At 51.8% G+C, this 21,503-nt stretch carries 20 protein-coding genes and 1 tRNA gene; 16 read left to right on the top strand and 5 right to left on the bottom strand.

Translation table 11 applies throughout. The annotated features are described in order from the left end of the window. Positions 1 to 160 precede the first annotated feature (160 nt). The 4 genes from gcvT (at position 161) to HV352_RS04080 (ending at position 5,525) form a co-directional block, all read left to right on the top strand. Entirely contained in the window at positions 161 to 1,255 is a 1,095-nt protein-coding gene (gene gcvT / locus HV352_RS04065) for a glycine cleavage system aminomethyltransferase GcvT (RefSeq protein WP_016154356.1), read from the top strand. 25 nt (positions 1,256 to 1,280) lie between these two features. Further along, positions 1,281 to 1,670, top strand: coding sequence for a glycine cleavage system protein GcvH (gene gcvH / locus HV352_RS04070; protein WP_003026965.1), 390 nt, complete (start codon positions 1,281 to 1,283; stop codon positions 1,668 to 1,670). A gap of 176 nt (positions 1,671 to 1,846) precedes the next feature. After that, on the top strand, positions 1,847 to 4,720 hold the full coding sequence (gcvP, locus tag HV352_RS04075) for an aminomethyl-transferring glycine dehydrogenase (protein ID WP_019077632.1): 2,874 nt from the start codon (positions 1,847 to 1,849) through the stop codon (positions 4,718 to 4,720). A gap of 61 nt (positions 4,721 to 4,781) precedes the next feature. Further along, positions 4,782 to 5,525: an SDR family oxidoreductase gene (locus tag HV352_RS04080; protein WP_016154354.1), complete on the top strand. Its 744-nt coding sequence runs from the start codon at positions 4,782 to 4,784 to the stop codon at positions 5,523 to 5,525. A gap of 94 nt (positions 5,526 to 5,619) precedes the next feature. Here the strand turns inward: HV352_RS04080 and bglA are convergent, their stop codons facing one another. Then, entirely contained in the window at positions 5,620 to 7,053 is a 1,434-nt protein-coding gene (gene bglA / locus HV352_RS04085) for a 6-phospho-beta-glucosidase BglA (protein ID WP_016154353.1), read from the bottom strand. Positions 7,054 to 7,173: 120 nt separating this feature from the next. Further along, positions 7,174 to 7,902, bottom strand: coding sequence for a MurR/RpiR family transcriptional regulator (locus HV352_RS04090; protein ID WP_003838265.1), 729 nt, complete (start codon positions 7,900 to 7,902; stop codon positions 7,174 to 7,176). Positions 7,903 to 7,954: 52 nt separating this feature from the next. On the opposite strand from HV352_RS04090, the gene yqfB reads away from it, so the two are divergent. Beyond that, positions 7,955 to 8,266 carry a N(4)-acetylcytidine aminohydrolase gene (gene yqfB, locus HV352_RS04095; protein WP_016154352.1) on the top strand — a complete coding sequence of 104 codons (312 nt, stop codon included), beginning with the start codon at positions 7,955 to 7,957 and terminating at the stop codon, positions 8,264 to 8,266. A 163-nt stretch (positions 8,267 to 8,429) separates the two neighbouring features. Beyond that, a complete protein-coding gene (locus HV352_RS04100) occupies positions 8,430 to 9,089 on the top strand; it encodes a hemolysin III family protein (protein ID WP_016154351.1) in 660 nt (219 codons plus the stop codon). Between the two features lie 79 nt (positions 9,090 to 9,168). Here HV352_RS04100 and ygfZ read toward each other — a convergent pair whose 3' ends face one another. Beyond that, positions 9,169 to 10,149 (bottom strand): tRNA-modifying protein YgfZ, encoded by a 981-nt coding sequence (gene ygfZ / locus HV352_RS04105; protein ID WP_016154350.1) that lies wholly within the window; start codon positions 10,147 to 10,149, stop codon positions 9,169 to 9,171. 257 nt (positions 10,150 to 10,406) lie between these two features. Here ygfZ and sdhE point away from each other — a divergent pair, with 257 nt between their 5' ends. Further along, complete coding sequence (gene sdhE, locus HV352_RS04110) at positions 10,407 to 10,673, top strand: FAD assembly factor SdhE (RefSeq protein ID WP_016154349.1); 267 nt, start codon at positions 10,407 to 10,409, stop codon at positions 10,671 to 10,673. Next, positions 10,654 to 11,061, top strand: a complete 408-nt coding sequence (locus HV352_RS04115) for a protein YgfX (protein ID WP_016154348.1) — start codon at positions 10,654 to 10,656, stop codon at positions 11,059 to 11,061. The genes sdhE and HV352_RS04115 overlap by 20 nt, the downstream gene beginning before the upstream one ends. 100 nt (positions 11,062 to 11,161) lie before the next feature. Here the strand turns inward: HV352_RS04115 and fldB are convergent, their stop codons facing one another. Then, positions 11,162 to 11,683 (bottom strand): flavodoxin FldB, encoded by a 522-nt coding sequence (fldB, locus tag HV352_RS04120; protein WP_016154347.1) that lies wholly within the window; start codon positions 11,681 to 11,683, stop codon positions 11,162 to 11,164. 113 nt (positions 11,684 to 11,796) lie between these two features. Here fldB and xerD point away from each other — a divergent pair, with 113 nt between their 5' ends. The 5 genes from xerD (at position 11,797) to lysS (ending at position 18,012) form a co-directional block, all read left to right on the top strand. Next, entirely contained in the window at positions 11,797 to 12,693 is an 897-nt protein-coding gene (gene xerD / locus HV352_RS04125) for a site-specific tyrosine recombinase XerD (RefSeq protein ID WP_016154346.1), read from the top strand. A gap of 23 nt (positions 12,694 to 12,716) precedes the next feature. After that, the gene (gene dsbC, locus HV352_RS04130; protein ID WP_016154345.1) at positions 12,717 to 13,430 is read left to right on the top strand and encodes a bifunctional protein-disulfide isomerase/oxidoreductase DsbC; all 714 of its coding nucleotides are present in this window, start codon (positions 12,717 to 12,719) and stop codon (positions 13,428 to 13,430) included. A gap of 5 nt (positions 13,431 to 13,435) precedes the next feature. Next, positions 13,436 to 15,169 carry a single-stranded-DNA-specific exonuclease RecJ gene (gene recJ / locus HV352_RS04135; protein ID WP_016157413.1) on the top strand — a complete coding sequence of 578 codons (1,734 nt, stop codon included), beginning with the start codon at positions 13,436 to 13,438 and terminating at the stop codon, positions 15,167 to 15,169. Positions 15,170 to 15,386: 217 nt separating this feature from the next. Next, positions 15,387 to 16,485 (top strand): peptide chain release factor 2 gene (gene prfB / locus HV352_RS04140; protein ID WP_100250065.1). Its coding sequence is split into 2 segments (ribosomal slippage): positions 15,387 to 15,461 and positions 15,463 to 16,485, totalling 1,098 coding nucleotides; the frame shifts between segments, so codons are not numbered across the junction. Positions 16,486 to 16,494: 9 nt separating this feature from the next. Then, complete coding sequence (gene lysS, locus HV352_RS04145) at positions 16,495 to 18,012, top strand: lysine--tRNA ligase (RefSeq protein ID WP_005123357.1); 1,518 nt, start codon at positions 16,495 to 16,497, stop codon at positions 18,010 to 18,012. Between the two features lie 85 nt (positions 18,013 to 18,097). Here lysS and idi read toward each other — a convergent pair whose 3' ends face one another. Next, complete coding sequence (idi, locus tag HV352_RS04150; protein WP_181635218.1) at positions 18,098 to 18,646, bottom strand: isopentenyl-diphosphate Delta-isomerase; 549 nt, start codon at positions 18,644 to 18,646, stop codon at positions 18,098 to 18,100. Between the two features lie 166 nt (positions 18,647 to 18,812). Between idi and actS the strand changes: the two genes are divergently transcribed. The 3 genes from actS (at position 18,813) to HV352_RS04165 (ending at position 21,502) form a co-directional block, all read left to right on the top strand. After that, the gene (gene actS / locus HV352_RS04155) at positions 18,813 to 19,571 is read left to right on the top strand and encodes an amidase activator ActS (RefSeq protein WP_016157411.1); all 759 of its coding nucleotides are present in this window, start codon (positions 18,813 to 18,815) and stop codon (positions 19,569 to 19,571) included. A 79-nt stretch (positions 19,572 to 19,650) separates the two neighbouring features. After that, positions 19,651 to 19,724: transfer RNA gene (locus tag HV352_RS04160), tRNA-Gly, on the top strand. A gap of 1,250 nt (positions 19,725 to 20,974) precedes the next feature. After that, the gene (locus HV352_RS04165) at positions 20,975 to 21,502 is read left to right on the top strand and encodes a hypothetical protein (RefSeq protein WP_019077624.1); all 528 of its coding nucleotides are present in this window, start codon (positions 20,975 to 20,977) and stop codon (positions 21,500 to 21,502) included. Position 21,503: the final 1 nt, after the last annotated feature.

Raw genomic sequence — 21,503 nt, forward strand, 5'->3', positions numbered from 1 at the left:
TGGTTAATTTTGCCTTATGGTTTAGCGTCTGTTTCGGTGGTAAGTTCAGGACAAAGAGAACGTTTGCGTCGTGGCCCCTGGAGCGGCTGCGGTGCTGGGTTTCGTGGCGAAAATTTCACCGCGAAAGAGTTGGTAGCCCCGCTTATTCAACGAGGAAAAGATGGCTCAACAGACTCCTTTGTACGAACAACACACGCTATGTGGCGCGCGCATGGTAGATTTCCATGGCTGGATGATGCCACTGCATTACGGTTCTCAGCTTGATGAACACCATGCTGTTCGCACCGATGCCGGAATGTTTGATGTGTCACATATGACCATCGTCGACCTGCGCGGTAGCCGCACCCGGGAGTTCTTGCGTTATCTGCTGGCAAACGACGTCGCGAAGCTAACGAAGACGGGTAAAGCCCTCTACTCCGGTATGCTCAACGCTTCGGGCGGCGTGATAGATGACCTGATTGTCTACTACTTCACTGAAGATTTCTTCCGCCTCGTTGTAAACTCCGCCACCCGCGAAAAAGACCTCTCCTGGATTACCCAACACGCTGAACCTTACGCCATCGACATCACCGTTCGAGATGATCTGTCGCTGATTGCGGTGCAGGGCCCAAACGCGCAGGAAAAAGCAGCCACATTGTTTACTGACGAGCAGCGCCAGGCGGTAGAAGGCATGAAGCCGTTCTTCGGCGTTCAGGCGGGTGATTTGTTTATCGCAACCACCGGTTATACCGGCGAAGCAGGCTATGAAATTGCCATGCCGAGTGAAAAGGCGGCAGACTTCTGGCGTGCGCTGGTACAAGCAGGTGTCAAACCTTGCGGTCTTGGCGCGCGCGACACGCTGCGTCTGGAGGCCGGCATGAACCTGTACGGTCAGGAGATGGACGAAGCCATTTCCCCGCTTGCGGCCAACATGGGCTGGACCATCGCGTGGGAACCGACTGACCGCGACTTTATCGGTCGGGAAGCGCTGGAAATGCAGCGTGAAAAAGGCCACGAACAGTTGGTCGGACTGGTGATGACCGAGAAAGGCGTACTGCGTAATGAACTGCCGGTGCGTTTCACCGATGCTTCCGGCAATCAGCAGGAAGGCATTATCACCAGCGGGACATTCTCCCCAACCCTGGGTTACAGCATCGCGCTGGCGCGTGTCCCTGCGGGTATTGGTGAGAATGCGATCGTACAGATCCGTAACCGCGAAATGCCGGTAAAAGTGACTAAACCTGTTTTTGTGCGTAACGGCAAAGCCGTCGCGTAATTCATCCTTTTTTGGAGATTGATTGATGAGCAACGTACCTGCAGAACTGAAATACAGCAAAGAACACGAATGGCTGCGCAAAGAAGCTGACGGCTCTTACACCGTTGGGATCACCGAACATGCTCAGGAGCTGTTAGGTGACATGGTTTTCGTTGACCTGCCCGAAGTTGGCGCAACCGTCAGCGCGGGCGATGACTGCGCCGTTGCGGAATCCGTAAAAGCGGCATCCGATATTTATGCGCCAGTAGGCGGTGAGATTGTTGCGGTTAACGACGCGCTCAGCGACTCCCCGGAACTGGTCAACAGCGAGCCGTATGCAGGGGGCTGGATCTTCAAAATCAAAGCCAGCGATGAAAGCGAAATTGAATCGCTGCTGGATGCGACTGCATATGAAGCTTTGTTAGAAGACGAATAAATACGCTTCATTCTTCACGTTGCAGGTGTGTTGGCTTTCTTGCACACCTCAGTTACTTACTGATGTAAGTTCCTGGGGATGTGCTGCGTCGCCGCCTTCCTGCAACGCGAATTTTTTGCGTATTCAGGTAAGTAGAGACACCTACGATTCACTGCACGTTTCAGGAACCATCGCCCATGACACAGACGTTAAGCCAGCTTGAAAATAGCGGCGCTTTCATTGAACGCCACATCGGACCGGACGCCGCGCAGCAGCAAGAGATGCTGAATGCGGTTGGCGCCGAGTCGTTAAACGCGCTGATCGGCCAGATTGTGCCGAAAGACATTCAGCTCGCAACCCCGCCACAGGTGGGCGAGGCGGCGACCGAATACGCTGCGCTGGCTGAATTAAAAGCCATCGCCGGGCGTAACAAGCGCTTCACGTCCTACATTGGCATGGGCTACACCGCCGTGCAGCTGCCACCGGTTATCCTGCGTAACATGCTGGAAAACCCGGGTTGGTACACCGCCTACACCCCGTATCAACCGGAAGTCTCCCAGGGCCGTCTGGAAGCACTGCTGAACTTCCAGCAGGTGACGCTGGATCTGACCGGCCTGGACATGGCTTCCGCTTCTCTTCTGGATGAAGCTACTGCTGCAGCTGAAGCCATGGCGATGGCCAAACGCGTCAGCAAACTGAAAAACGCCAACCGTTTCTTTGTGGCGGCTGATGTTCATCCGCAAACGCTGGACGTAGTGCGTACTCGTGCGCAAACTTTTGGTTTTGACGTCATTGTTGATGACGCGGCAAAAGCATTGGATCATCAGGATGTGTTCGGCGTGCTGTTGCAGCAGGTTGGCACCACCGGTGAAGTGCACGACTACAGCGCCCTTATGGCTGAGCTGAAATCCCGTAAAATAGTGGTCAGCGTCGCTGCCGACTTTATGGCGCTGGTACTGCTGACTGCACCGGGCAAACAGGGCGCGGATATCGTTTTCGGCTCTGCGCAACGCTTCGGCGTACCGATGGGCTACGGCGGCCCGCACGCGGCATTCTTTGCCGCTAAAGACGAATTCAAACGCTCCATGCCAGGCCGTATTATCGGCGTCTCCAAAGATGCAGCGGGTAATACCGCCCTGCGCATGGCGATGCAGACTCGCGAACAGCATATCCGCCGCGAGAAAGCGAACTCCAACATTTGTACCTCGCAGGTTCTGCTGGCCAACATCGCCAGCCTGTATGCCGTTTATCATGGCCCGGTTGGCCTGAAACGCATCGCTAATCGCATCCATCGTTTGACCGATATTCTGGCAGCCGGTCTGCAACAGAAAGGATTGAAGCTGCGTCATGCGCACTACTTTGACACTTTGTGTGTTGAAGTGGCCGATAAGGCTGCGGTACTGGCGCGTGCTGAAGCGGCAGAAATCAACCTGCGTAGCGATATCCATAACGCGGTAGGTATTACGCTTGATGAAACCACCACCCGTGAAAACGTGGTGCAGTTGTTCAATGTTCTGCTGGGAGACAGCCACGGTCTGAACATCGAAACGCTGGACAAAGACGTGGCGCTCGACAGCCGTTCCATTCAGGACAGCATGCTGCGTGATGATGCGATCCTTAGCCATCCGGTGTTTAATCGCTATCACAGCGAAACCGAGATGATGCGTTACATGCACTCGCTGGAGCGCAAAGATCTGGCCCTGAACCAGGCAATGATCCCGCTGGGGTCTTGCACCATGAAGCTGAACGCTGCCGCCGAGATGATCCCTATCACTTGGCCGGAATTCGCTGAACTGCATCCGTTCTGCCCGCCAGAGCAGGCAGAAGGTTATCACCAGATGATCGGCCAGCTTTCCGAATGGCTGGTAAAACTGACCGGTTATGACGCAGTCTGCATGCAGCCGAACTCCGGCGCGCAGGGCGAGTATGCGGGTCTGCTGGCGATTCGCCATTATCATGAAAGCCGTAACGAAGGCCATCGCGATATCTGTCTGATCCCGGCCTCTGCCCACGGTACCAACCCGGCCTCCGCACAGATGGCGGGTATGCAGGTAGTGGTTGTCGCCTGTGATAAGAACGGCAACATCGATCTTGGCGATCTGCGTGAAAAAGCGGCGCAGGCGGGTGAAAACCTCTCCTGTATCATGGTGACCTATCCCTCTACTCATGGCGTGTATGAAGAAACGATCCGTGAAGTGTGCGACGTTGTGCACCAGTTTGGCGGCCAGGTTTATCTTGATGGCGCGAACATGAATGCTCAGGTTGGGATCACCACACCGGGCTTTATCGGTGCCGATGTCTCACACCTTAACCTGCATAAAACATTCTGCATTCCGCACGGCGGCGGTGGCCCAGGTATGGGACCAATCGGTGTTAAATCGCATCTGGCGCCGTTCGTGCCGGGTCATAGCGTAGTACAGATTGAAGGGATGCTCACCCGTCAGGGCGCGGTTTCTGCGGCACCGTTCGGTAGCGCATCCATTCTGCCGATCAGCTGGATGTACATCCGTATGATGGGCGCAGAAGGTCTGAAGCAGGCAAGCCAGGTGGCGATCCTTAACGCTAACTACATTGCCAGCCGTCTGAAAGATGCCTATCCGGTGCTGTATACCGGTCGCGATGGTCGCGTGGCACATGAATGTATTCTCGACATTCGCCCACTGAAAGAAGAGACCGGCATCAGCGAACTGGATATTGCCAAGCGTCTGATCGATTACGGTTTCCATGCGCCGACCATGTCGTTCCCGGTAGCGGGTACGCTGATGGTGGAACCGACTGAATCGGAAAGCAAAGTGGAACTGGATCGCTTTATCAATGCGATGCTGGCAATTCGCGCTGAGATCGATCGCGTGAAAGCCGGTGAATGGTCGCTTACAGATAACCCGCTGGTTAACTCCCCGCACACGCAAAATGAGCTGGTCGCGGAGTGGAATCACGGTTACAGCCGCGAAATCGCCGTCTTCCCGGCGGGCGTAGCGAACAAATACTGGCCGACCGTGAAACGCCTTGATGACGTTTACGGTGACCGTAACCTGTTCTGCTCCTGCGTGCCGCTGAGCGATTATCAGTAATCGACTGATTCAGCTATCTTTTAAAGGCGCTTCGGCGCCTTTATTTTTGGGGAGAATAGTGATGGCTATAGCACTGGTTACGGGGGGCAGTCGCGGTATTGGCCGGGCAACCGCGCTGCAGTTAGCGCTAGAGGGTTACACGGTCGCCGTTAACTTTCATCACAATATTCGTGCGGCAACGGAGGTGGTGAACAATATCGCCGCTGCGGGAGGAAAGGCGTTTGCTCTGCGGGCAGATATCAGCGATGAAAGCCAGGTCGGGGCGATGTTTGAGTCCATTGACCGCGAGGGCGAGCCGCTGACTGCTCTGGTGAACAATGCCGGGATTTTGTTTGAACAGAGCACGGTGGAAAGCCTAACCGCTGAGCGTATTAATCGCGTCCTGGCGACTAATGTTACCGGCTATTTTCTGTGTTGTCGGGAAGCGGTAAAGCGCATGTCGTTTAAGCACGGCGGTCAGGGCGGGGCGATTGTGAATGTCTCTTCGGCGGCGTCACGGCTTGGCGCCCCGTTCGAATATGTTGATTATGCAGCCTCAAAAGGTGCGGTGGACACGCTTACCACCGGCCTCGCGTTGGAGGTTGCGGCGCAGGGGATACGCGTGAACTGCGTGCGACCCGGTCTTATCTACACGGAAATGCATGCGTCAGGCGGTGAGCCGGGAAGGGTCGATCGCGTGAAATCCATGTTGCCTATGCAGCGCGGCGGACAACCGGAAGAGGTCGCGCAGGCGATTACCTGGCTGCTGAGTGAGAAGGCGTCTTACGTCACGGGCAGTTTTTTGGAGCTGGCCGGCGGGAAGTAATACGTTGCTTGCCGGATGGCGGCGTAAATGTCTGCTCTGGTCTACAGGTTCAGTTCCCGTAAACCGGATAAGCGCAGCGCCATCCGGCAAAAAATTACAGATTCTCGCCGTTGCTGGCAATCACCGCTTTATACCACTCAAAACTTTTCTTACGCGAGCGCGACATATCGCCGGTGCCGTCGTCGTGTTTGTTCACGTAGATAAAACCGTAGCGTTTGCTGTACTGGCCGGTGGTGAACGAGACGCAGTCGATGCAGCCCCACGGCGTGTAGCCCATCAGATCTACGCCGTCATACGTTACCGCTTTCATCATCTCTTCGACGTGGGCGCGCAGATAGTCGATGCGGTAGTCATCGTGGATGCTGCCGTCTTCTTCCACTTTGTCGTAAGCGCCAAATCCGTTTTCAACGATAAACAATGGCTTCTGATAACGCTCGTACAGTTCGCATAAGGCGTAACGCAGGCCGACCGGATCAATCTGCCAGCCCCAGTCGGATGCTTTGACGTGCGGGTTCGGCACGCTGCCCTCAAAACCGGAAATGGCATCGCCGCTACCGCCTTCCGCTTTTACCGCGTTGGTCATGTAGTAACTAAACCCGAGATAGTCGCAGGTACCTTCACGCAGGATTTGTTCATCGCCAGCTTCCATTCGAATATTGAATTCGCGGCGCTCCCACTCGTTCAGTACATAAGATGGATAGTAGCCGCGCAGTTGAACGTCGGTGAATACATAGCGTTCACGCATCGATTCCTGCGCGAACATCACATCTTCAGGCTTACAGGAGTACGGGTATAGCGGGACCATTGCCAGCATGCAGCCGACTTTCATTTCAGGGTTGATGCGACGTGCGGCTTTCACCGCCAGAGCGCTGGCCACGAACTGGTGGTGCAGCACCTGGTACATAGTCTCTTCCGGGTTTTCATGCTCGGTATACACCACGCCGGAGCAGCAATAGCCAAACAGCGGTGCACGCCAGTTACGCTGGTTGTTGATTTCGTTGAAGGTCATCCAGTATTTGACCTTGTGCTTGTAGCGCTCAAAGACCACTTCAGCAAAACGGACAAAGAAATCAACGACTTTGCGATTGGTCCAGCTACCGTACTGTTGAACCAGGTGTAGCGGCATTTCGAAGTGGGAAAGGGTGATGACTGGTTCGATATTGTACTTCAGCAGTTCATCAAACATGTCGTCGTAGAATTTTAGCCCTTCTTCGTTTGGCTGGGTTTCGTCCCCTTTGGGGAAGATACGGGTCCAGGCAATTGACGTACGGAAGCATTTGAAGCCCATCTCGGCAAACAGCTTAATGTCTTCTTTGTAATGACCGTAAAAATCGACGGCTTCGTGGTTGGGGTAGTACTTACCTGGCACGACGTCCTGAGTGATTTCTCGCGGAACGCCGTGTGCCCCCCCGGTCAGTACGTCGCAAATGCTGGGCCCTTTGCCACCTTTATTCCAGCCGCCTTCAACCTGATGCGCCGCAACCGCGCCGCCCCATAAAAAATCGTTTGGTAAGGTAAGTTTTTTCATCTGCGCTCAGTCTCAAATTAATACAATCTGATTTTGAGTCTAACAAAGGAAAGATAAATGTCACGATATAACAAAATAGCGTTAATGTGATTTGTTACATCAAAAAAACATATTGTTTTTTTACGCTATTCTTTTCGCCAGCTTGCGACCGAGTGATTCCAGAATATAAATAACGGGGATCTGCGTGGTTATATCGTATACCCCGGCAATGCGTGTCTGTGGAACGTGCCAGGAGAGATTAAAGTCGGCAAGTTTCGCGAGGCGCGAATGTTCATGGCTGGTGACCGACAGAACCTTACAGTTATGCAGACTGAACTGGCTGGCAAAGCGTAGGATCTCTTCGGTTTCTCCAGAAACGGAAAGCACGATCGCCAGCGCGTTTCTGGCCATATCATTAGTTACCGGGAAATAAGGGTCATCGATGTGGTTACTGAATTTTCCGACGTTTGAGAAAAAACGAGCGCCATATTTTGCCAGAGCTCCGGATGTTCCCGCTCCGACGAATATAATACGCTCGGAAGATAATATAATATCAACAGCCTGATCGAGTAGTTTGTCGAACTCGTCGTTATTGACGCCTTTAAAGAAGCTGATAATTTCGCTGGCACCGAAATTAGCCTGTTGCGGTTCATTCTGCTCTAAATATAATTTGAAGCGTACGCGAAATTCTGAGTAACCTTCACACTTAAGCTTGCGGCAAAAGCGCAGTACGGTGGTGGTGGAAACGCCCACGGCATCAGCCAGTTCGCGAATGGTCATGTACATGACTTTGTCACGGTTTTTGATGACATAGTTGTAGACCAGCATCTCAAGATTGTTGAGACTGGCGATGGCAGCGTGGGAGAACATACTCACAATGGCAAAACTCACTCATCAGACTTCATCTACAGGGAATAATAACATGCAGCCAAATGACATCACTTTTTTTCAGCGTTTCCAGGATGACATTCTGGCCGGACGTAAAACCATTACGATTCGTGACGAGTCCGAATCACACTTCAAAGCCGGTGACATTCTACGGGTTGGGCGCTTCGAAGATGAGGGGTACTTCTGCACGATTGAGGTTGTTGGCACCTCAACCGTCACGCTGGATACGCTGACGGAGAAACATGCTCGCCAGGAAAACATGACGCTAGAAGAACTTAAACACGTGATTGCCGAGATTTACCCGGATCAAACACAATTTTATGTGATTGATTTTAAATGCCTTTGATTCTAAAGGTACGCATGTTAGCTGAATATTAAAATATAACATCATGATTTTTATGGATTGTTATTTAGTTGGCAAATATTTTAGCTAACAGGTGTTCACTGGAACCATTCTCAGTTACGCTAGAGGAGCAATCACGATAGTGTTCGTTTCTCGGGAGTAAAATATGGTTCAGAAGCCATTAATTGCGCAGGGATATTCGCTGGCAGAGGAAATAGCCAATAGCATCAGTCACGGTATCGGGCTGGTGTTTGGGATTGTCGGACTGGTATTGTTGCTGGTTCAGGCAGTGGATACCAACGCCAGCGCCATGGCGATAACCAGCTATAGCCTGTATGGCGGCAGCATGATCCTGCTGTTCCTCGCCTCAACTTTATATCACGCGATCCCCCATCAAAGAGCGAAAGTCTGGCTGAAAAAGTTCGACCACTGCGCGATTTATCTGCTGATTGCCGGGACCTACACGCCATTTCTGCTGGTGGGGCTGGATTCGCCGCTGGCACGTGGACTGATGATTGTTATCTGGAGCCTGGCGCTGCTCGGTATTTTATTCAAACTGACCATTGCGCACCGGTTTAAGGTCCTGTCGCTGGTAACCTACCTGGCGATGGGCTGGCTATCGCTGATTGTGGTGTATCAACTGGCGGTTAAGCTGGCGGTGGGTGGTGTGACGTTGCTGGCAGTTGGTGGTGTGGTGTATTCGCTGGGCGTTATTTTCTACGTCTGTAAGCGCATTCCATACAACCATGCGATCTGGCACGGCTTTGTGCTGGGTGGCAGCGTTTGCCATTTCCTGGCGATCTACCTGTACGTGGGGCAGGCGTAATTATCATTACCCAGCGGTGCTGTGCTTACCGGGTCTTTAAAACGCGCGACCCGGTAAGATAAAGTCACCACCCGGCGATTTACTCTTCCAGCGAATACGGCAGCGGTACGATATGCAGCGTTTTCGCGTCGTCACGAACGCGGAACACGCTGTCGGCTTCCATGTCGTTATTCATCACAACCTGCACCAGTACCTGTCCATCCGCCAGTTGCACCGCGGCGAGTACGGTGCCGGTACGACGCCAGTTCTCGCCCATTTTCAGCTCCAGGTCTTCACCTGCTTCCGGTACACGACTGGCCGCACCTGCCAGCGTCCACATGGCACGTTTGTTAGCTCCGCGGAATTTTGCGCGAGCAACCATTTCCTGACCGGTATAGCAGCCTTTTTTAAAGCTGATCCCGCCCAGAGCCTGCAGATTGGTGGCTTGCGGAATAAACTGTGCGCTGTTGGCAGTATCAATCACCGGAATACCTGCTTCGATATCCAGCGCCAGCCACTGTTGGCTGTTATTTAACTCCGCTTCACCGCGCAGCTTCTCGACCAGGGTTTCCGCCGTTGCAACATCAACGATCAGCAGGAAACGCTCAGCGGGATGTTCGAACCACAATATGGTGGAAGAACCTTCAGTAATGACCTGCTTATCGCTGTTTGGTAATTCGCTAAAGAGATTGGCCAGCGCTGCGCGCGCCTGGAATCCCGCGACGCCCAGCAGTACGCGCTCGTCGTCCGGGGCAATCGCCACCTTCGAGAAGACCGCATATTTTTTCAGTTCGGTGAGCTGCGCATCGCGCAGACTACGGCGCTCAAGCCATGCAAAACCGTCACCCTGGCGGAACAGACGCAGGTTGCTCCACATTTTACCTTTGGCGTCACAATGTGCTGCCAACACGTGCTGATGCTCGGTCATCTGGCTGACATCCGCTGTGACCTGACCCTGAATATACTTCTCACTGTCGACACCGGTGATGGTGGCGAGCGCCCATTCATCGAGCGTCATTAGCGTCAGAGGCAAGCGCGTTGACGCGAAAGGCTGGCGAGGAGGAAAAGATATAAAAGCCATAATTAATGTCCTGATTTGCTTAACGCAGTGATAATGACTAATGGTAAAAGAGCTATGGCCCATTGCAAGCGGTTTAAACAGGCTATTTGTGCCATATATTAAGCTTTGCGAGGAGACATCCAAAAATGCTGAATCCTTTGACTTAATGTGGTTTTATTTAGCGAGCACGCTTCCGTTTGCTGATATTCCCGTAAATATGAGGGAAAAACACGTTACAATAGCGGGATACTTCGTTTTCGCGAGACAGGAAGAAGAACATGGATATTAACAACAAAGCACGTATTCATTGGGCATGCCGTCGCGGTATGCGTGAGCTGGACATCTCGATCATGCCGTTTTTCGAACATGAATATGACAGCTTAAGTGATGAAGAAAAACGTATCTTTATCCGTCTGCTAGAATGTGATGATCCAGACTTATTTAACTGGTTGATGAATCATGGGAAACCGGCTGATGCTCAGCTAGAGCAGATGGTGCGACTTATCCAGACACGGAATCGGGAACGTGGTCCAGTGGCAATCTGATTTACGCGTTTCATGGCGCGCGCAATGGCTTTCGTTGCTCATTCATGGGCTGGTCGCGGTATTTATTTTATTGATGCCCTGGCCATTGAGCTACACCCCATTATGGCTGGTTCTGCTCTCTCTGGTGGTGTTCGATAGCGTCCGTAGCCAGCGCCGAATCAATGCCTGTCAGGGCGAGATTCGGCTGTTGATGGACGGTCGTCTGCGCTGGCAAGGGCAAGAGTGGACTATTGCTAGCGCACCCTGGATGGTCAAAACAGGCATGATGTTGCGTTTACGTTCCGATGCCGGAAAACGTCAGCATTTGTGGCTGGCGGCAGACAGTATGGATGACGCGGAGTGGCGGGATTTGCGGCGGTTAATACTGCAACAGGCGAAGCAGGGATAATGCTGATGAATGCCTGATGTCGTGCAGCGTTAAAGTCTACGGTTCGGTGCGGCATGTAGGCCGGATATGGCGTTTACGCCTACATCCGGCAAAATGGTTATCAGGACCAGTGTTCGGCCATTTCACCAAGGATTTGCTCGCACCAGGCCTGAATGCGTTCATCGCTGAGATCGTACTGGTTTGTTTCATCCAGCGCCAGGCCAACAAACAGCTGTCCATCGGCAATGACGGGCTTATCGCTGGTAAATTCATACCCTTCGGTTGGCCAGTAACCAACAAATTTTACGCCTTTGGTGACCAGTTTATCGTGCAGCATACCCAGCGCGTCCAGGAACCATTCACCGTATCCCAACTGATCGCCCATACCGTAAAGCGCAACAATTTTGCCTTCCAGGTTGAGGTCGTCCAGTTGCTCCCAGACCGCTTCCCAGTCCTCTTGGATTTCACCGAAATCCCAGGTCGGGATACCCAAAATGAGCACGTCATACTGCTCCATTAAGGTCGGGGAATCATCTTTGAGGTTGTGCAGTGTCACCAGTTCGGGACCCAGGATATCGCGGATTTTTTCTGCTGCCATTTCGGTATAGCAGGTGCTGGAACCGTAAAAAAGACCCATGTTCATGACGTAAACATCTCAATTCTGCTGTAGCGTTGCGGGTAGTGTAACAGAATCGCCGCATTCTCGGCACAATGAGGCATAATGCATCAAAAATGAGAGTGAAATAAGGGGCGCGAGTGGAACAGGATCTGGCGCGCATCGAGCAGTTTCTTGATGCCCTGTGGCTGGAACGAAATCTGGCGGAAAACACGCTAAGTGCGTATCGTCGCGATCTGACCATGCTTGTTGAATGGCTACATCACCGCGGCGCCTCGCTTGCGACCGCGCAGAGTGATGACCTGCAAGCATTGCTGGCTGAGCGGATGGATGGGGGATATAAAGCCACCAGTTCCGCACGCTTGCTCAGTGCAATGCGGCGTTTTTTTCAGCATCTGTACCGTGAAAAATATCGCGAAGATGACCCCAGCGCCTCGCTTGCATCACCTAAACTTCCGCAGCGTCTGCCCAAAGATCTCAGCGAAGCACAGGTCGAACGACTTCTGCAGGCGCCGCTGATAGAACAACCGCTGGAACTTCGCGACAAAGCCATGCTGGAAGTATTGTATGCCACAGGCCTGCGCGTGTCTGAACTGGTGGGGCTGACGATGAGTGACGTCAGCCTGCGTCAGGGCGTGGTTCGGGTGATCGGTAAAGGTAATAAAGAGCGCCTTGTCCCGTTAGGTGAGGAGGCGGTGTACTGGCTGGAAACGTACCTGGAGCATGGGCGTCCGTGGTTGCTCAACGGTGTATCAATAGATGTGCTGTTTCCCAGCCAGCGGGCGCAACAGATGACTCGTCAAACCTTCTGGCATCGTATCAAACACTATGCTGTGTTGGCTGGAATCGACAGCGAAAAGCTGTCCCCGCACGTCCTGCGGCATGCGTTTGCCACGCATCTGCTCAACCATGGCGCTGATCTGCGCGTGGTGCAGATGCTACTGGGGCATAGCGACCTCTCGACAACGCAGATTTATACTCATGTCGCAACGGAGCGCTTGCGGCAACTACATCAACAGCATCACCCGCGAGCGTGAGTGCTGACAGGAAAGGATAGGTTATGAAAAAACGTTTTATGATGTTCACCCTGCTGGCGACGGCGTTTTCCGGCATGGTACATGCAGACGATGCGGCGATTCGCCAGTCATTAGCGAAGCTGGGTGTTCAGAGTACCGAGATTCAGTCTGCTCCGGTTGCGGGCATGAAAACTGTACTGACCAATAGCGGCGTGTTGTACGTTACCGAAGACGGTAAACATATTATTCAGGGACCGATGTATGACGTGAGCGGTGCAAGCCCGGTAAACGTCACCAACCAACTGCTGATGAAGCATTTGAACGCGCTGGAAAACGAGATGATCGTCTACAAAGCGCCGCAGGAAAAACACGTCATTACCGTTTTCACCGACATCACCTGTGGCTACTGCCACAAGCTGCATGAAGAGATGAAAGACTACAATGCGTTAGGGATTACCGTACGCTATCTGGCCTTCCCTCGTCAGGGACTGGAAAGCCAGGCCGAGCAGGATATGAAATCTATCTGGTGTGCGAAGGACAAAAACAAAGCCTTTGACGACGCCATGGCTGGCAAAGATGTGAAGCCTGCGACCTGTAATGTGGACATCGCTAACCACTACGCGCTGGGCGTACAGTTTGGCGTCAGCGGTACGCCGGCGATTGTGCTGAGCAATGGCTATGTAGTGCCTGGCTATCAGGGCCCGAAAGAGATGAAAGAATTCCTCGACGCACATGCAAAACAAACCAGCGGTAAATAATTCGCGTGAAACAACAGATACAACTTCGTCGGCGTGAAGCCGACGAGACCGCCGAGCTACCTGCCGACTTGCCGCCATTGCTGCGCCGTTTATACGCCAGCCGCGGCGTGCGCAGCGCGCAGGAGCTTGAGCGTAGTGTGAAAGGCATGCTGCCGTGGCAGCATTTGAACGGTGTCGAAAAAGCGGTTGAAATCCTCTATAACGCTTTTCGCGAAGGAACCCGAATCATCGTGGTCGGCGATTTTGACGCCGATGGCGCGACCAGCACCGCGCTCAGCATTCTGGCGATGCGCGCGTTGGGCTGCAGTAACGTGGACTACCTGGTGCCTAATCGTTTTGAAGACGGTTATGGCTTAAGCCCGGAAGTCGTTGATCAGGCCCATGCCCGGGGCGCTCAGTTGATTGTCACCGTCGACAACGGCATCTCGTCACACGCGGGTGTTGAACATGCCAGAACGCTGGGGATCCCGGTCGTTGTGACCGATCACCATCTGCCTGGGGACACGCTGCCGGGCGCTGAAGCGATCATCAATCCTAACCTGCACGATTGTGAATTCCCGTCTAAATCGCTGGCTGGCGTTGGCGTGGCCTTCTATCTGATGCTGGCGCTGCGCACCTTCCTGCGTGACAAAGGCTGGTTTGATGAACGAGGAATTGCGCCGCCGAACCTGGCGGATTTGCTCGATCTGGTTGCGCTTGGCACGGTGGCCGACGTGGTCCCGCTGGATGCCAATAACCGCATTCTGACGTGGCAAGGCTTAAGCCGTATTCGTGCCGGAAAGTGCCGCCCTGGTATAAAAGCGCTGCTGGAGATTTCCAATCGCGACCCACTCAAATTGGCTGCCAGTGATTTAGGTTTTGCCCTCGGGCCACGGCTGAATGCAGCGGGGCGTCTGGACGATATGTCCGTTGGCGTGGCGCTGTTGCTGTGCGACAACATTGGTGAAGCACGTGTGCTGGCCAATGAGCTGGATGCACTCAACCAGACGCGTAAAGAGATCGAGCAGGGTATGCAGGCGGAAGCGCTGACTCTGTGTGAAAAGCTGGAGCGCAGTAGTGATACGCTACCGGGCGGTCTGGCGATGTACCATCCCGAGTGGCATCAAGGAGTGGTGGGGATTCTGGCATCGCGTATTAAAGAGCGCTTTCACCGTCCGGTAATTGCGTTTGCCCCGGCCGGTGACGGTACGCTGAAAGGCTCCGGGCGCTCGATTCAGGGGCTGCACATGCGCGATGCGCTGGAGCGCCTGGACACTCTTCATCCCGGTATGATCCTCAAGTTTGGCGGTCACGCTATGGCGGCGGGTTTGTCGCTGGAAGAGGCGCAGTTTGAGCGTTTCCAGCAGCGTTTCGGCGAACTGGTAACCGAGTGGCTGGACCCCGCCTTACTGCAGGGCGAAGTGGTGTCAGACGGTGCTCTGAGCGCGGCGGAGATGACCATGGAGGTCGCGCAAATGCTGCGTGATGCCGGACCGTGGGGACAAATGTTCCCGGAACCGCTGTTTGACGGGCATTTCCGTCTGCTCCAGCAGCGTCTGGTTGGTGAGCGTCATCTGAAGGTGATGGTGGAGCCCGTCGGTGGTGGACCGTTGCTGGACGGTATTGCGTTTAACGTTGATACCACCTGCTGGCCGGATAACGGTGTTCGCGAAGTTCAGCTTGCCTACAAACTGGATATTAATGAGTTTCGCGGCAACCGCAGCCTGCAGATTATAATCGATAATATCTGGCCACTTTAGCGTCACTTTACACAAAATCATTCAAGCTGCATCGAGGCGGCAAGTGGATGAGTCTCCATAAGCGTACGAGCAGTACGTGACTGGGGCGAAATCGCGCAGCCAACAAAGAGGCAGCTTGAAGGATGATGTGTATATTCGCTATAAAAAAGGGTGTGGATTAGTTACAATCCCGCTCTTATAACCGCATTTTGACTAGTCCAATAAAAGAAATCAGACAATGTTTGAAATTAATCCGGTAAATAACCGCATTCAGGACCTCACGGAGCGCTCTAACGTTCTTAGGGGGTATCTTTGACTATGATGCCAAGAAAGAGCGTCTGGAAGAAGTAAACGCCGAGCTGGAACAGCCGGACGTATGGAACGAACCCGAACGCGCGCAGGCGCTGGGTAAAGAGCGTTCCTCCCTTGAGGCCATCGTCGATACGCTCGATCAGATGAGCCAGGGCCTGGAAGATGTCTCCGGCCTGCTGGAATTGGCTGTAGAAGCCGACGACGAAGAAACCTTTAACGAAGCCGTAGCAGAACTTGATACGCTGGAAGATAAGCTGGCCCAGCTGGAATTCCGTCGTATGTTCTCCGGTGAATATGATAGCGCAGATTGCTATCTCGATATTCAGGCTGGCTCAGGCGGTACGGAAGCACAGGACTGGGCAAGCATGCTGATGCGTATGTACCTGCGTTGGGCCGAAGCGCGCGGCTTTAAGACTGAAATTATTGAAGAATCTGAAGGTGAAGTGGCGGGTATTAAATCCGTGACCATCAGAATTGCTGGCGAATATGCTTACGGTTGGCTGCGTACCGAAACCGGTGTACACCGCCTGGTGCGTAAAAGCCCGTTCGACTCCGGCGGTCGTCGCCATACGTCGTTCAGCTCTGCGTTTGTCTACCCGGAAGTTGACGATGATATTGATATCGATATCAACCCGGCGGACCTGCGTATTGACGTTTACCGCGCTTCTGGTGCGGGCGGTCAGCACGTTAACCGTACCGAATCTGCGGTGCGTATCACCCACATCCCGACCGGGATTGTGACGCAGTGTCAGAATGACCGTTCCCAGCACAAGAACAAAGACCAGGCCATGAAGCAGATGAAAGCGAAGCTTTATGAACTGGAAATGCAGAAGAAGAATGCCGAGAAACAGGCGATGGAAGATACTAAATCAGATATCGGCTGGGGTAGCCAGATTCGTTCTTATGTCCTTGATGACTCCCGCATCAAAGATCTGCGTACCGGGGTTGAAACCCGCAACACGCAGGCGGTGCTGGATGGCAGCCTGGATCAATTTATCGAAGCAAGTTTGAAAGCAGGGTTATGAGGAACCAACATGTCTGAACAACACGTACAGGGCGCTGACGCGGTAGCCGACCTTAACAATGAACTGAAAACGCGCCGTGAGAAGCTGGCGAGCCTGCGCGAGCAGGGGATCCCCTTCCCGAACGATTTCCGTCGCGATCATACCTCAGACCAACTGCATGCTGACTTCGACGCGAAAGAAAACGAAGAGCTGGAAGCGCTGAACATTGAGGTTTCCGTTGCTGGCCGTATGATGACCCGCCGTATTATGGGTAAAGCATCATTCGTTACGCTGCAGGATGTTGGCGGCCGTATTCAGCTGTACGTTGCTCGCGACGATCTGCCGGAAGGCGTCTACAACGAGCAGTTCAAAAAATGGGATCTGGGCGATATCCTCGGCGCGAAAGGTAAGTTGTTCAAGACCAAGACCGGTGAGCTGTCTATCCACTGTACCGAGCTGCGTCTGCTGACGAAAGCGTTGCGCCCATTGCCTGATAAATTCCACGGTCTGCAGGATCAGGAAGCGCGCTATCGTCAACGCTACCTGGACCTCATCTCTAACGATGAATCCCGCAATACCTTTAAAGTGCGTTCACAGATTATGGCTGGTATCCGCCAGTTCATGGTTGGTCGTGGCTTTATGGAAGTTGAAACCCCGATGATGCAGGTGATCCCTGGCGGGGCGGCAGCGCGTCCGTTTATCACCCATCATAACGCGCTGGATCTGGACATGTACCTGCGTATCGCGCCGGAACTGTACCTCAAGCGCCTGGTGGTTGGCGGCTTCGAACGCGTATTCGAAATTAACCGTAACTTCCGTAACGAAGGCATCTCTGTTCGCCATAATCCAGAGTTCACCATGATGGAACTCTACATGGCTTATGCGGACTACAAAGATCTGATCGAACTGACCGAATCGCTGTTCCGTACGCTGGCGCAGAACGTTCTGGGAACGACTGAAGTGCCTTACGGCGAAGAAGTCTTTGACTTTGGTAAGCCGTTCGAAAAACTGACGATGCGCGAAGCGATTCAGAAATACCGTCCGGAAACCAACATGGCCGATCTGGATAACTTCGATTCTGCAAAAGCGATTGCGGAATCTATCGGCATCAAAGTTGAGAAGAGCTGGGGTCTGGGTCGTATCGTGACCGAGATCTTTGAAGAAGTTGCAGAAGCGCACCTGATTCAACCGACCTTCATTACCGAGTACCCGGCAGAAGTTTCTCCGCTGGCGCGTCGTAATGATGAAAATCCGGAAATCACCGATCGCTTCGAATTCTTCATTGGCGGACGTGAAATCGGTAACGGCTTCAGCGAGCTGAACGATGCAGAAGATCAGGCGCAGCGTTTCCAGGATCAGGTTAACGCCAAAGATGCAGGTGACGACGAAGCGATGTTCTACGACGAAGACTATGTTACCGCTCTGGAACATGGTCTGCCGCCGACTGCGGGCCTGGGCATTGGTATCGACCGTATGGTTATGCTGTTCACAAACAGCCATACTATCCGCGACGTAATCCTGTTCCCGGCAATGCGCCCGGTTAAGTAAGATGTGAAATGCCGGATGGCGGCTGATGCCTTATCAGGCCTACGATGCGTTATGTAGGCTTGATGGGCGTAGCCCCGTCAGGCAATCAATTCCCGTTGGCAAACTTGCGCAGTAACTCTCGCGCCTTAACGTCAGAAACCTGCATTACCATCCACGGGCTAAAAGCCCACGGCGTCGCGTCAATCCCGCTCAATACATCCTCAAGATTGCTCCACTGGGAATCCATCACTTCATCTGGGTTTAGCTGTAGCTCACTGACGATATGTGCGGCATAAACCGGGCATACTTCGTTTTCCACTATTCCACTCGGATCCGTGGCGCAATAACGAAAATCAGTATACATGGGGCTGAGCGAGTCGATGTCTGCACCCAGCTCGAAGCAAGCCCGGCGGTTAATAGCGGCTTCGGTGGTTTCACCCAACTGCGGGTGACCGCAGACAGAGTTGGTCCAGACGCCTGGCCAGGCTTTTTTGTGCAGCGAACGGCGGGTGACCAGCAGTTGACCCTGCTCGTTAAATATCCAGCATGAGAAAGCAGAGTGCAGGGGGGTTGTGGCGGTATGCGCCGCATATTTTTCCAGTGTTCCACAGGGCTGGCCCTGCTCATTCAATAAAATGACATGTTCCTGTCGCATAGCGTCCACCATCAATCTTAAGCATTCACATTATATGCTCTATTAAGTCAGAATGATTAACAGAGGGTGTGAAATGCCAGAGTCGACGCTTCGTTGCGCGATATGATTTGGCATCCGGTTTCTGGCTGCTATGATAAAGCGTCTGAAAATGTTGCGAGGTATTGTTTTGAGTGCAGGACGCCTGAAGAAAAATGGCCTGAGTATCGCGATGCTGCTGTGTGTCGGTCTGCTGTTAGCAGGCTGTTCCGGGAGCAAGTCGTCTGATACAGGAAGTTATTCCGGCTCCGTGTATACCGTGAAGCGGGGAGATACGCTATACCGTATTTCGCGCGCCACCGGGACCAGCGTAAAAGAGCTTGCACGCCTGAATAATATTTCACCGCCCTATACCATTGAAGTGGGGCAAAAGCTGAAGGTCAGCGGCGGCGCGAAAACCAGTTCAGGCTCTGGCAAAACAACGACGAAATCCTCAACCAAAACGGCGGCGGTCAGACCATCTTCGTCCGTACCGCAATCCTCCTGGCCACCGGTAGGACAGCGCTGCTGGCAGTGGCCTGCCAGCGGTAAAGTGATTCTGCCTTATTCAACCGCGGACGGCGGCAATAAAGGCATTGATATCTCAGCTGCGCGTGGTACGCCGATTTATGCCGCCGGAGCCGGGAAGGTGGTTTATGTCGGTAATCAGCTACGGGGCTACGGTAATCTCATTATGATTAAGCACAGTGAGGACTACATCACTGCGTATGCGCATAATGACACCATGTTGGTGAACAACGGTCAAAACGTGAAAGCCGGGCAGAAGATCGCGACGATGGGCAGCTCGGATGCGACCACGGTGCGGCTGCATTTCCAGATCCGCTATCGGGCGACGGCTATCGATCCGCTGCGTTATTTGCCACCGCAGGGCAGTAAGCCAAAATGCTGACGGTGAATTAATCGCCAGTCAGTCAGTTAGTCCCTTGCCAAGAAGAGCGTAAGGTTTATAATCCCTTACGCACTCCAATGCGGGCGTAGTTCAATGGTAGAACGAGAGCTTCCCAAGCTCTATACGAGGGTTCGATTCCCTTCGCCCGCTCCACGACTTACTTCTCACTGACTCTCCTGATTCAATTATCCTTCGTAATCTCAATGTGTTTCTTTGTTTAATGGTCTTACAGACTCAATGCACGACTATGCAGGCTAAAGCGATTGTGGGAGACGATAGGCCCCCCTGGCGGGAGATACCTCAGATACCTCATATGAAACTAACAATCCACAGGGGCCAAAGAGAAATCTTTGACGTTCTCGGATAGTAGATCCTTGTATATGCTGGTTAATCCTTTCAATTCGCGATACTGGTGTCTTAAATATCGCATTTCCCCCCGTGGTACAAAAAATCAACTATCAATCAATTGAATTTATTTAAGAAATTTTAAGGAGTATGTTTGATTGTCTGTCTGAAAATATATCAACGCTAATACAGGTTACGTAGTTAATTGTTAGATTATGATTCCATAGTTATCTTTTTTGAACACGATATAAGATTGGTCATTCTTCATAAATAAGTAATGTAGTCTTTTTGTAGCTCAATTTTCTCTAATCGGCAGTAACAGGTTTTAAATGGTTTAGACTTGGTAGGATTTTACCTGGATAAACATGGTGGACATCTATTTTGTTAAAAATATCTTCAGGAGTTTTATCATTAGTAATAATTTCTTAAGGTGACTAGTTTTGTTCTCATTATCCGGTCACGAAATTATGTAGATACACAAAAATATACGAATTACTTTAGTACTTTGTACCATTTTGAATGCTTGCTATGCCGGGGGCTCGTTAGCCTTGTGTATATTCTGTCATTGTTGTTGAAAAATATAGCAAATATAGTTAGATAGACTTCAGTTGTACTGATTAAAATCTCACACGGTATAGCTAAGAATTTAAAGGTAGAGACATGGGTGACAATTCAGTCAGGCTACCTTTAACCCCTGTATGTATGCTGGTAATTTGTAAGAAAATGTTTCCTTGTGTTTTGAGAATTTTCTCATTTTGAATAAAAGATGAAAGTGCGATTTCACAGGTGGTACTAATAATACAACCAATAATCGCATTAAAATGCCGATATCCATTAGTAATTCAAATCTAAGAATGAATAATTGATAGTTTTTAGCTATGAATGGCAAGGGGTTGATATCACATCCTTGTTGTGTAAAAGTTCATCTCATGTATTTAGCAATATTAATAAAATTAATTACTCGATTGTTAGGTATTTTTTAGAGGGTCGGTGTGCTTAAAAGTACGCACTTACCTTTCCATGGATGAAATAGAGTTTTTTGAGGTTATGGAGGCTTCATGAAGTATCAACATTTCTGGCCACCTAATGATATTTATTTTGGGGGTGGCGTCGCTAGTGTTATTGATGAAATGTCACTGATTACAAACGAAAGAAATTATTTATTCGTGAATCTTAATCAATACAGCTTACGTAGTACCTTGGTTTTTTTCTCACGTAATAAAGATATCAATAAAATTATAATCATCATTTCCAGCTCACGGTTGATGCCTTTGGCTCTTTTTTGGCTGGATAATATCAAAAATGTTATTGCTGTTTTCGATACCTCAACACCTGTGTCGGAGATGATTAAGAAAATAAGCCTATATCGACGAAATGGTGACAAGATAACGGCAGGGCGAAGGGAATGTAACTTTAAGATTAGCAACAAAGATATCATGAAAATGAAGTACTTCTTAACCGAAAGCGGTATGGAGGAGCTTCAGGATAGATTTATGAACTCGCCGTCAACATTGTATCGTTGGAGAAAAGAGATCGCCCTTAAATTCGGCGTGCGAGACCCTCGATATCTTCTATTGCCAGAATAAA

Origin of the sequence: Citrobacter sp. RHBSTW-01044, assembly GCF_013781945.1 — a bacterium.
GTDB lineage: Bacteria > Pseudomonadota > Gammaproteobacteria > Enterobacterales > Enterobacteriaceae > Citrobacter > Citrobacter braakii.